Below are 11850 nucleotides of genomic sequence, written 5' to 3'. Positions count from 1 at the left end.
ACAAATGACGCAAACCATCCAGGGGAAGGCGACTATTGGCCCCGCTGCTACCAGGATTTTTCGCGTACCCCTCTCCCGCCAGCGGGAGAGGGGTTCAATCTGGGTTTGGTTTTTCAACGGCTCCATTAGAATGATGTATGATCAAGCACTACTCAAAAGCCTTTCCAGACCATGAGGGGCAGTATGCGGACAGGTCGATCACCCCGGCGGAGTCCACGGATCTACGGGGCGCTTCCGCTGCTACTATGCCTAATGATGGCAGTTCCCCCTGCGACCCCGGCGGAGCCCTCACCGGTCACCGCCCGGACCCTGGGTGAGGTGGGCTTCCACCCGATCCGCAGTGCCCCCGCCAGCACCATCAGCCTGAATGACACCTATGTCAGCGCCGAGATCCACGGCGTAATCCAGGAAGTACCCGTTCGCGTCGGTGACGAGATTGATGCCGGGGCGTTGCTGGCGCGCCTGGACTGCGATGAGCATACGCTGGACCTGCAACAGGCAAGGGCCATGACGCAGGCAGCGCGTGCCGATGCAGAGTTTGCACGATTTCAGCTGGAGCGGGCCCAGGAACTGGCCCGCCGCCAGGCCGTCTCGGCCGAGGTTCTGAACGAACGCCAGGCCCAGTCTGCGCGCAGCCGTGCCGAGGTTTTGCGCCTGGAGGCAGCCAGCCGTTCTGCCCAGCGCCGGGTCAACCACTGCGAGATCCGCGCGCCCTTCGATGCCGTGGTCATCGAGCGCCTGGCCAGCACCGGCGAACTGGTGCAGGCCGGCACCCCGATCGCGCGAATCCTGGACGCCCAGGAGCTGGAGGTGAGCGGGAATATTCAGCAGCAGGACCTGCCCGCGTTGCAGGCCGCAGGGGAGGTTCGGTTCGTGGCCGCCGGCGTGCATTACCCGATCGCGTTACGGGCCATCTCACCCATCGTGGATGAGCGGCTTCGCAGTGTGGACGTGCGCTTCGTGTTCCAGGAAGAGGCGGCCCGGCCGGGCCAGGTGGGTCGCATCGAGTGGGTTTCGGAACAGCGCCATGCCCCGGCCGATCTGTTGGTGCGCCGTGACGATCAGCTGGGGATCTTCCTGGAAGAGGACGGAAGCGCCCGGTTCATTGCCACCCCCGGGGTCCGCGAAGGCCAACCGCCTCCCCTCGGTCTGTCCGGCGAGGCACGGCTGATCATCGATGGACGCTTCGGCCTGCGCGACGGCGATGCCGTCCGCGTTGTGACGCGCTGACCGGGGCACCCCATGTTTCGGCGTTTCCTCGAAAATCACTTTCTGGCCAATGCCGTCTTTCTGGCAATCCTCATTGTCGGTGTGGTTGCCTATTTCCAGTTGCCCAGGCAACAGGATCCCACCGTCAATCTGAACTGGGTGGTCGTTCAGACCTTCATGCCTGGTGCCTCTGCCATCGATGTAGAGAGGCAGGTGACGGACGTCCTCGAAGAGGCTGCCGAACTCGTATCTGACATCCGATTCATCTCCAGTACCAGCCAGCGCGACGTATCGCTGATCATGATCCGCTTGGAGGAGATGAGCCAACGCGAGGTGAACGAGCGGATCAACGACCTACACCGCGAGATCCAGAATGTGGAGGGCGACCTGCCCGCCGAGGCCCGGCGCCCCACCATCACCACCATCAGCAGCGCCAATGCCTATCCCACCACCATGGTCGCCGTGGTGGGGCTGGACGATGACGAGAACCTGCGCTTTCAGGCCCAGCGGATAGAGCAGGACCTGGAACGTCTTTCCGGCACCGATCGGGTCGAACCCGTTGGACTGCGTGACCCGGAACTCCAGGTCCTGTTCGACCCTGATGACCTGGTGGGTCTGGGCCTGACCCCCTCCATCCTGGCCCAGACCGTCAGCACCTATTTCCGTGATCTGGCGGCAGGCACGGTTGGCCTCGGGGACCAGGAATGGCTGGTGCGTCTTCAGGGCACGGAGAACGACCCGGAATACCTGGCGGATATCCCTCTGCTCTCAGCCCATGGAGAAATCCCCCTACGCAGCGTTGCCGATGTGGTTCGCGGGCGCGAAGACGCCGACGACCTGGCCCGCTACCTGGGCGGGCCGGCCGTACTGTTGCCGGTGTTCAAGAAGGACGGCGCCAACGAGGTGGATTTCCTGAACGAGATTCGCGACTACCTTGCCGACTACAACGAGCGCGCCAGCCCTGTCACCGGCGTCCAGATGGTCCTGCTGGATGATCAGACCCTGGTCACCCGCCAGGCCATTGGTACCATGCAGCGCAATGCAGCCGTCGGTTTGTTGCTGGTTTTGATCACCACCTGGTTGTTGCTGGGCTCCCGAATTGCCTTTGCCACCTGCTTCAGCCTGGTGTTCGTCATCGCCGGCACCTTCCTGTTTCTGGGGCTGATCGGGCAGACCCTCAACGTGATCGTTCTGCTCGGGCTGATGATCGTGCTCGGGATGCTGGTGGATGACACGGTGATGGTCGCCGAGGCGATCCACCGAAGATTGCAGCAAGGCATGTCCGCCATGGATGCGTCCATCGATGCACTTCGGGAGGTTGCAGCGCCCGTCACGGCCGCGGTACTCACCACCATCGCGGCGTTCCTGCCACTGATGCTGGTACCTGGCGTGCTCGGGGAGTTCATGAAGGTGGCCCCCATCGTGGTCACCGTGGCGTTGCTGCTGAGTCTCGTGGAAGCCTTCTGGATCCTGCCCAGCCATATTGCCGCCTCGCGCCCTCAGTCGGATCATCTCTCCCGCTCGGGCCAACTTCGATCCGCCGTGGTGCGCCGGGCCAGGCTTCGCTATGGGCTCATACTGACCCAGGCCCTCAGGCGCCCCAAGATCACCTTGACCCTCTTCACGGCGCTGCTGGTCCTCGCCCTGGCATTCGTGGCCACGGGCCTGATCCGCACCGAATTCTTCGCCACGGACTCGGCCCGACTGTTCTTCGTGAACGTGGAAATGCCCGCCGGCACCCCGCTCGAAAAGACCCTGGCCACGACCCTGAAGGTTGAGTCCGCCATCGCTGAGGAGTTTAGGGATGGGGAATTGCGTTCCAAGGCCGGTTACGCAGGCCTGCAGTTCACCAACGCGGAAAGCCTGTTCGGTTCCGCCAAGGGCCAGATTCAGGTCAGTCTCCACCCGCAAACCCGCACGGGGCGGGATGTGGATACCATCATCGAGGCCGTCCGTCGCGCGGCCGCAAACGTGCCTGGGCCGAACTCCGTCTGGATGGAACGCCGAATCTCCGGGGCCCCCCCCATGGGCCGGCCGGTCAGCGTGAAGGTGCGGGGGAATGATCTTGATGAGATACGCGTGGCGGCCGACCGGGTAATGAGCATCCTGGAGGGCATTCCGGCGGCCTACGACGTGGTGGATGATGCCGATGCGGGTGGCATGGAGTTGTCGGTGCGTCTTGACCCGGACGCCATCATGCGCGCGGGACTGGATCCGGGGCATGTCATCCGGGACCTGCGACTCCTCACGGACGGGGAAGTGGTGGCCGCGATGCGGGACCGTGGCGAGCGGATCGGCGTGCGCGTGCGCGCCCGGGTGGAGGCACTGGAGGACATCGATCGCTTCCTGGATACCCCCATCAGCGTGCCGGATGGCCGACCGATCCTGCTTGGACAACTCGTACATCATGAGATCGTCAGAGCCGAGGGCAACATCCGTCATTTCAATCTGCGTCGTGCCATCACGGTGGAGTCCGAGGTGGACGAGGCGGTGATGGATGCAGCCAGTGTGCATCGACTCGTGCAAAGGGAGTGGGACAGCCGCTATGCGAGCCTGCACCCCAATATCGACCTGGACTTTACCGGTGATTTCGACGACATACTCGAGAGCATCGAGGCACTGTTATGGCTCTTCCTTCTCGGATTGATGCTCGTCTACCTCATCCTTGGCACCCAGTTCCGCAGTTACACGCAACCGTTGATCGTCCTCACGGTGGTCCCGATGGCCCTCACGGGTGTGCTGATCGGGCTGTTGATCAGCCAGCAGCCGCTGAGCGTGTATACCCTCTATGGCGTTGTGGCCCTGGCCGGCATCGCCGTGAACGATGCCATCGTCCTCATCTCCGCCGCCAACGATCGCCTCCGTCAGGGCATGCCCCTCATGCATGCGGTGCTCCATGCCACCCGGCGCCGCTTCATCCCCATCATCATCACGTCGGTGACGACGATCGCAGGGCTGTTCTCACTGGCCGTGGGGCTGGGGGGCAAATCCCTCATGTGGGGACCGTTGGCCGGCGCCATCGTCTGGGGCCTTCTGGTCTCCACGATCCTTACGCTGTTCGTCATCCCCATCATGTACAGCCTGATCGTTCGACCCTCGGCGCGTGAAGAGGTCACTGCCCTGCCCCTGCCCCGGGCGCTGGATGATGAGAGCCCTTCCCTCCTCAAAGGGTTCCTGCGACTGATCACCCAAGGCGCCCTCAGCGGTCGCGCGCTGGAGGCAAAGGATGCCCCCCTTGGCACCTTTGCGGACTCTCCCGCCCTGCGTAAACTCTACAATGAAGGCCAACGGGCACTCGCCGATGAACAGTACGAGGCGGCGATCCGCCTTTTTGAAGCCGGCGCCCGGGAGGCACCACAAAGCCCGCTCTTCCACCTGTGTTCAGCTCAGGCCCTGGCCCTGTTCATGCAGCGATCCTACGGTGCCGACCTGGGATACCTGGCAAGGATGCGCCGCTACCTGAACACCGCCCGCCGCCTGGCACCCGGCGACGCCCGCCTGCCGGTGCTGGAACAGATGGCCAGCGAGTTGGAGGCGGTAGCGGAAGATCCTACCGCCCCAACATAACCTTATGACACGCCTATTCTCCTGCAAGGCTATTCGGGGCGAGACCCCATGCCACCTTACGGTCAACCCGCAACCTTGGGCATAGAGGTACTACCAAGACGCAATTCTGAAGCGAATTGGTATGGCCTATTACCATCACAAAACAGCCTAGCCATCTCCTCTGATCTCTGCACCGCACAGGAAACCCCTTCGTCCAAGTGCCCCAAATAAGGAAAGCGAGTCCCCCGATGCTCGCAAGGCGCCCCCGCCAAGTGGAACTTTAATCCCAATCGGTTGATACGGCGAGCTAGCGCCCGGTTTGCCAGAAAGTAAAGATAAGGCACCCCCTGGTTTCTTGTGTACTCAATCGCTGCCCGCGACATTTCCGCGAATAATTGGGCCCTATCACTTGAGGAAAAGGCTCCTTGGAGCGGATTCGGTGACGAAGTCAACGAACGACCTTTCGTCAAACGCTCAATCCCATCACGCGAAGACAGGCAGGAACCGTCATCCGCCTGAGATGAACGAAAAATGGGCCCACGCGAAACTCCGCTACGCCAAGCGGTTGCTTTCTCGGAAGAAAGCGAGACGTCCCTTTCGGGGCAATAGCCTTGCTGTGAGAGGGATACACCGATATCTGATGTAAGGCCCGCAGAACTTCCATACGGCTGATACTGCTCGGTAATACAAATACGAGACAACTCCCACGCCTCGCCTGACTCCACGACAGGGAAGCACGAAGATTCGACGTACCCAGAGCCCCCCAATGTCGTCTGCGTGCTAACGGGCAATTTCCCTTTCACCGGCGGAACCAACCGCAATGCCCCTAGATAACAACCGGACAAGTTGTGTCGAAAAATAAAAGGGACCGAATACTCGTCCCACATATCCCGCTCTTGACCGTCGGGAAAACTTCCCGGATCTTCGAAACCTCTATCAAGGCAATATACTGCGTAGCGAATCTCGTGATGAATGCGGCGAGCGAGAGGTGTGTCAGCAACAATTGCCTGATAGTTCGCGTCGGACATGTCTGAAAGCTCACGGGTTGAGGAAGACCAGTGCCTATTAAAGGGCTACAAACACCCCTCTTCCGTGTCGCCGATCACAATTTCTAATGCCGCCATGCGACTGTGACCCTTTTTTTCAGACAACGATCTCATTTTCGTTGCAACGTACTCTGGATAACCTGTCGTGCAAACAGGAGCGTCAGGGTAGATTGTACCTCCCGGGCGCAATAATATTATCGGGATCAAAGACATCTTTTAATTTGCGCACTGTCTGCCAGTGGGGGTCATGCGGAGAAACAATCTTTTCCATCATGTCCACTCGAGCTCTATAGGGCGAGAGACCTCGCTCCTGTAGGAAAGCCAGCAAGGCGTCTGCACAGCGGTGGGCAATCTCCACTTTTGCATTATCGTCGCGATCGAATAGCAGGTTAATCACCGCAACCAGTGAAGTGGCGGTCTCGATATTCAGCGTGACATAAAGACAATGGCCGTAGTCCTTGGCGATACGCTCCATACCCGCAATTACCTCGGTCACAAAAGCACCATTTAAAGGCAAAGCCGGGCTGACGAACAAAACGCCACACGACGAATAATCAAGTTGGTCGACATCAAGACTGGGATGCCCCACCTTCCAAAGGAGGTTCTGGATGGGGATATCCGTGGGCGTACCTAGCGCCAGCCGATGCAATGGGCGCATAGCATGAATCGCAGCAGCAACGGCGCGCGCACTCGGAATGAAACGCAATGCATGGCTAACCGCAAAGCCGAGATCAAGAAGCCGGTCGGTTATGACTAAGACCCGTGCCAGCGAACCCACTCGGCGCCGGATCTCACGCAGCGCTGAACTCACTTGCCCCCGATTCCCAGTGACTGCTGCCAGGCTTGTCCACTCACTTGGTGCAACCAAGTTGAGCACACGCTCCGATTCGACCAGAGACTGCGCGGGGGAGAAGGCGCAGCTGTTTTCCAGATAATGGGCGATGCCGTAAGTTAGAGTTGAATGATTTCTCGCGCGATTACCCACATGGGTCACCGAGGTAAGCAATCCATCCCGTTTGAGCTGAGCCAATTGATTTACCAATTCCCCCAGATTCTCACTATGGTGTAGCGACAATGAGACTGCAACCTCGCGCGGCCGCCGAGGTCGGAGACGCATACACGCACTGGTGACAATCCCAAAGTTACCCTGGAAAAATAGGCCATCTAGGCTTGGGCCGAGCCCCTCGGGGTGTAGATGCGCGAGCGGCGAGTCTTCACCTAGCCGACGGAAGCCCGTTTTCAGTATTTCGCCTGTACCGGTAACGATCTCCAGGCCAAATAAATCTTCTCGGCGCGGACCAAAATACCCTACCCCACGGTCCAGGGCGCAACCGATCAAGCTGGTTTCGCAACCAGCGCCGGTCACATTGAAGGTCAAGTCGGGGTAGTGCTCAGCCAGGAACGCGTGGAGCTGACCCTGAGTCACGCCGGGCTCAATCACCGCAATGGGATTGGCTAAAGAGATAGCCTCGGCATTGAGGATGCGGTTCATCCCGCTTAGGTCCACCAAGATATTGCCCTCGGTAACCGGGGAATCGGAGCCGTAGCCCCAATTATGGCCTTTGGATATTGGATAAAGTGGGATTTTATCCTGCCGCGCGCGGCGTATAAGGGATTGGATCTCTGGAACTGTGGTAGGTGAAATAGCCTTAACTGGGGTGTGGTGCACCCCCGTAACATTACCCGGTGCAGTCATAAACTTCTGATCCATTGCCACGACGGAGGGAGAAGAGGGTCACCAAGGTTGCTGGATACGAGTTGCCTATAGAACGCAAAATAGCTGTATTCCCGGGAATCCCCATTAATCATCTGATCGATCACTTACCTAACCGTACAACCTAAAAACTCTCTTAGGCGAATACCGCAAGACATGATATTACTTTGACGGGCCGTCAATATCAGACGAAGCTCACTTAACCGACAATCACGACCTGTTTCGTCATAAAATGAAAGGGGGCTAGCGCACAGGCAGCACTAGCCCCCAATCCTTCTACTGCGCACTCACAGACTACTGAGCACTTACAGAGGTAATTCGCCCTGTGACTTCAGGAGTGCCGACCAAATTGGCCTTCCCTCCGGCGAGTAACTGTCCAACCCAAAGCGAGCAGACCAAACCCGATCAGCGCCAAAGAGGCAGGCTCAGGCACTTCCTCAACCCGAAACTCCCCTGTTCCATTAAGGGTACCAGTACCACCTTCAAAATCAAGGGTAGGCGTTACGCTACTGGAACTCTGGAATGCAAGATTGTAAAAGGGGTCGGGCGCAGTAAAGAAGGTCCCAAGTTCCACGAGATCAAAGTCAGTGTCTAGACCAAAAAACGCCTGATTCTGAAAGTTAACGACACCTCCACCGAAGAGTTCGTCGCCACCCGTAGCAAGCAACACCTCGGTCCCATCTTTGTCACCCACGGTTGGCGTCCCAGTGCCGCCAGTGGCGGTATTGAACGAACGACCCACACCTGAGGCAGCATAAAGACTGAACGAAGCTGCGTCGATGTTATAGAAAGGCGCTATAGATCCACCTGTACCACCGCTCGCGTCGTATGAAAACTCAAACCAAAGTTGATAGTCAGTATTGAGCCCGCCGGTACTCACTGCTGAGCTATTGAGGTTAATGGTGTCTACCCGCAACCAGCCGGTCGTGGAGAAAGTGGCGAACGCATCTGCAGAAGTAAATCCAGTCGAGAACGTTCCTACAAGCTCATCGCCCGAATATGTGGCGTCGGTACCGCCAAAATCAGACGGGTTGAACTCGAAGATCGAGGCTTGCGCCAAGGGTGCCATGCTGCACAGCATGAGCGTCATGGACGTGCCCAAAAGAGTGCTTTTCTTGATCATTGGATGCTCCAGCGAATGTTTGTAGTGACTCAACCATATTACGCCACACGGGGTAGGCTAAGTAGCGCTAGCCTAGATATGCAAACGCCTTGCCAATAATCGGCGGCCCTGCAAGATATTGTTTTTAAAGGTTAATAATTTCCCTGGTCGATTAAGCAGGGCCCTCTTAGGCGATCAGTGTAAAGTTTGGCGACAGCACAAGAGTTGATGCACACCCGCAGCGGCCACAGCGCGATGACCCAGCAAGCCAGCCAGCTGAAAATGCATTGGGCACCTCGCGGGGGGGGCCGGCGGGGGTCAGCCGTCAAGTATTGGCCTGAAAGCTCACCAACAACACCTGGGATGGGTGAGTCGGCCCGGCGGCGATGGCAATGCCCCCCCCCCCCCGCCCCTGAGCAAGCCGGTCATCTTGAAGATCGACACTTCGTCCAGTGGTCCCTGGCACCCAGAGGGCTGGGAAGGACCAACGCAAAAGCGCTTTGGCCTGTACTTATACCGTGGAAAAGTTTCGTGCGGGCCACCCAGCCTGCCGAAAGGGTCTGCCGCGCTTCCGAAAAAACAGCAGCGCCCTCAGAGCACGCCCCACCAACGACGACGGACTACGTCCCCTAGACTGAAATACCGTGACGAGCTACTCGGGCCACATGAACGCTAGAGCTTTTACAGGCTTTTCAAGGTGAGATTTCGGTGCAAAGGCCTTGGTGGACGTATTCGTAAAGGGAGCGAACATCTGGCCGCATTGAGTCGAGAACCTGCTGCAAGTTCGCATAATAGGCTGCTCGGGAGCCATGGTACTCCATAGCCTCACCGACCTGCACAAATGGAAAGCCCAACGGCTGGAGCTTTCGAACCAGCCTGCGCTCCATCATGACAAAGGCGTGCTCGCGACGCGCCGAGGCCATCATTGACGTTCCCGCGCAGAACAAAGCGAGCCCTAGAAGAGGAAAAGCCCTACGCTCATCCTCCGTTAGATCACGATACTCAATCGGCTCCCCAATCGGTGAAATCGCCTCACCTTTGCGGCGGCGGAACTGCGTGTGCACCGCTAGCCTTGACACTTCACCGAGATTACCCCGAGCAATCCTTGACGGATGCAGTGCGGGGTCGTTAAGGCTCTCGCCGCAAAAACGTTCTAGTGGTAGGACAAAATCGTCTTCATCAGGGGGTGGCAACACTAAACGGACACAACCTGCAGGCTGCGAGGTTGGACGATGAACAATAATCGAGTGCACGGAACTCGCGTCATAATCATCATGCTCAAGCCCCCCAGGACAGTCCTCTTCCTTTTCATAGCCGAATTCTCGGCAGTACACGTCATACCTGATCCGAAATGCGAGCTCCTGCAGTTCTTGAGTATCCGCAGCAGCGATATCGAAATAATTTCGAAACTGATCAACGAGACTTGAGGAGTTCATGGCCACCTCCCAATGATAAAAGATGCGACTGTGGAAATGGCCCGCTGAAAATAAGCACGCCCAATTTGCGTCGTGAAAGCGATAATTTAATGATGCAACTCAACAGGCCAGAAGACTGGCGAGGCCGCATTATCGACCCCGCGAAGCAATCAGCATACCGTGCAAACATAATCCAGCTTAACAGCCACAACTCATTGATTCCAAACCAAAGATGAAGACCAACTGGCTTCGGTTCACTCGATTGTCGCATCAATAGCGTGAGCGTAAAGATGGGGCACTTACTCCCCCCATCTTAAAAAACCGAACAAGGTCGCGGAAATCCTCCTTTTGCTCCCTAGGCAGTCGTCGCAAAATCTGACCACATGAATCCACCACACTTTCCGGCAATGTATAGCCGTGCCCCCTCATAATTAACACCATAAAAGGGACCAGTGCCGTGGTCTTCACAGAAACCCCTTCACCTAACACAAGAGAAGCTTTTTTTAGGTCATCCACCCTGAAAGCCGCACGGAGCGAGTTCAAATAATCAACAGTGAAAATTGGGGGTTGCCGGTCGGCATGCTGCTCCGCAAAAAACTGTCGGGTCGCGTCTCTTTTCATCCGACCAAAGTCGGCAATATATAGAGCACCTCCCGGCTTCAAAATTCTTGCAACTTCGCGAAACGTTGCTTCGAGCGTTTCATAGTCGGGAAGGTGATGCAGAGACATCGTAGACATCACAACGTCGACAGCACCGTCGGAAAACGTACCCAAGGACTGAATATAGGAGCGTTCAAAGCTCACGTTCCCTATACCCTGCCGCTTAATATGCTCCTCGGCGAGCTCGAGCATACTGTCCGACGCGTCCACGCCGACAAAGCGAGCTTGCGGATTCATTCTTGCCACCTGAGCCAGTTGATTTGCCGGACCGGATGCCAAGTCAACCACAAGATCACCAGGCCTAATCATCTGGCTCAGTTGCAGTGTATGAAACAGGTAGGTGGGCGCGATGGTCCCATCCTCACGGCCTGCCATCCTGAACGAGTCAGCCTGTTCCGGATCGGCCATCACCAGGTCAGGCTCCGGCGTACGTTCGTCGCATCCTCGCGCTAAAAGTTCAAGAGCGATGTGCCGGAAAAACTGGAATGTTGACGCAGCCATTTGTACCCTCGGATAATGCGGAATGACGACAATGAGTGTAAACCTTGGGCCAGGCGCCTGCCGCTCGATGATCGCCTAGAGTACCACTAGGCATGGGCAAGGGGAGCCATTCGACATCTCATGACGCTCTGGGGCGCGGTTCCTTCCCACTCGTCTCTTGATTGTACGCCGTCTACCCCTCCTCCCCCAAATCAACGACACAAGGCACAACGACACACACAAGAACGACACACACAAGAACGACACACACAAGGGACAGGCACTCTTGATCCTCTTGCTCGGCTATTCGCGTAATACCGATAGGCCCAACACCCCTCTCCCGCAGTTCTCCATATCCCGAGCCCGAAACCACCGTCAGCCGCTGATTTCCCCCTGAAATCCGCTCCCGGCATACGCATGCCAGGCACAGACCATCCTCGGCATATGACCGCAGCACGGGAAAACCAATAAAGGAGGAGAGACCTTCAGGCCGCTGATCGTCGCCGCTGCGGATGGTACAGAGCCTCAAATTGCGTACTCTGAGCCAGCCACTGATCCGGGGTGAGTCCCAGCCGCTGCAGGATCGGGGGCTGGGTGTCGGCAATGGCACCCTTCTTTTTCGGGTCGATGGCCCGACCCGTGTAGTCCACCAGGGACAGATAATCCTCGAACGCAAAC

Annotated in this window: 7 protein-coding genes and 1 pseudogene; 2 read left to right on the top strand and 6 right to left on the bottom strand. The window is 57.8% G+C overall.

The genetic code is table 11. The annotated features are described in order from the left end of the window. The first annotated feature begins 255 nt into the window (after nt 1–255). Together LPW29_RS13950 and LPW29_RS13945 are read left to right on the top strand one after the other, a co-directional pair. Nucleotides 256–1230 carry an efflux RND transporter periplasmic adaptor subunit gene (locus LPW29_RS13950; RefSeq protein ID WP_238628509.1) on the top strand — a complete coding sequence of 325 codons (975 nt, stop codon included), beginning with the start codon at nt 256–258 and terminating at the stop codon, nt 1228–1230. Nucleotides 1231–1242: 12 nt separating this feature from the next. After that, entirely contained in the window at nt 1243–4776 is a 3534-nt protein-coding gene (locus tag LPW29_RS13945) for an efflux RND transporter permease subunit (RefSeq protein ID WP_238628508.1), read from the top strand. A gap of 62 nt (nt 4777–4838) precedes the next feature. Here the strand turns inward: LPW29_RS13945 and LPW29_RS15805 are convergent, their stop codons facing one another. The 6 genes and pseudogenes from LPW29_RS15805 to LPW29_RS13920 form a co-directional block, all read right to left on the bottom strand. Continuing rightward, nucleotides 4839–5783, bottom strand: a complete 945-nt coding sequence (locus LPW29_RS15805; RefSeq protein WP_370642847.1) for a GNAT family N-acyltransferase — start codon at nt 5781–5783, stop codon at nt 4839–4841. A 178-nt stretch (nt 5784–5961) separates the two neighbouring features. After that, nucleotides 5962–7497 (bottom strand): FAD-binding oxidoreductase, encoded by a 1536-nt coding sequence (locus tag LPW29_RS13940; RefSeq protein WP_238628510.1) that lies wholly within the window; start codon nt 7495–7497, stop codon nt 5962–5964. A gap of 349 nt (nt 7498–7846) precedes the next feature. Beyond that, entirely contained in the window at nt 7847–8638 is a 792-nt protein-coding gene (gene pepA / locus LPW29_RS13935) for a flocculation-associated PEP-CTERM protein PepA (RefSeq protein ID WP_238628507.1), read from the bottom strand. A 671-nt stretch (nt 8639–9309) separates the two neighbouring features. Beyond that, the gene (locus LPW29_RS13930; protein ID WP_238628506.1) at nt 9310–10053 is read right to left on the bottom strand and encodes a PEP-CTERM/exosortase system-associated acyltransferase; all 744 of its coding nucleotides are present in this window, start codon (nt 10051–10053) and stop codon (nt 9310–9312) included. A 249-nt stretch (nt 10054–10302) separates the two neighbouring features. Continuing rightward, nucleotides 10303–11193, bottom strand: a complete 891-nt coding sequence (locus tag LPW29_RS13925) for a class I SAM-dependent methyltransferase (protein WP_238628505.1) — start codon at nt 11191–11193, stop codon at nt 10303–10305. A 464-nt stretch (nt 11194–11657) separates the two neighbouring features. Beyond that, a pseudogene (locus tag LPW29_RS13920) lies at nt 11658–11850 on the bottom strand (hypothetical protein); the annotation flags it as partial.

This window comes from Ectothiorhodospira sp. 9100 (genome assembly GCF_022227565.1).
Classification (GTDB): domain Bacteria; phylum Pseudomonadota; class Gammaproteobacteria; order Ectothiorhodospirales; family Ectothiorhodospiraceae; genus Ectothiorhodospira; species Ectothiorhodospira marina.
The sequence above is the reverse complement of the archived record's forward strand: the minus strand, read 5'-3'. Positions and strand labels throughout refer to the sequence as shown.

Coding starts and splice junctions, on each gene's coding strand:
- LPW29_RS13950 (WP_238628509.1), top strand. CDS start 256: ATGGCAGTTCCCCCTGCGACCCCGGCGGAGCCCTCACCGGTCACCGCC.
- LPW29_RS13945 (WP_238628508.1), top strand. CDS start 1,243: ATGTTTCGGCGTTTCCTCGAAAATCACTTTCTGGCCAATGCCGTCTTT.
- LPW29_RS15805 (WP_370642847.1), bottom strand. CDS start 5,783: ATGTCCGACGCGAACTATCAGGCAATTGTTGCTGACACACCTCTCGCT.
- LPW29_RS13940 (WP_238628510.1), bottom strand. CDS start 7,497: ATGACTGCACCGGGTAATGTTACGGGGGTGCACCACACCCCAGTTAAG.
- pepA (WP_238628507.1), bottom strand. CDS start 8,638: ATGATCAAGAAAAGCACTCTTTTGGGCACGTCCATGACGCTCATGCTG.
- LPW29_RS13930 (WP_238628506.1), bottom strand. CDS start 10,053: ATGAACTCCTCAAGTCTCGTTGATCAGTTTCGAAATTATTTCGATATC.
- LPW29_RS13925 (WP_238628505.1), bottom strand. CDS start 11,193: ATGGCTGCGTCAACATTCCAGTTTTTCCGGCACATCGCTCTTGAACTT.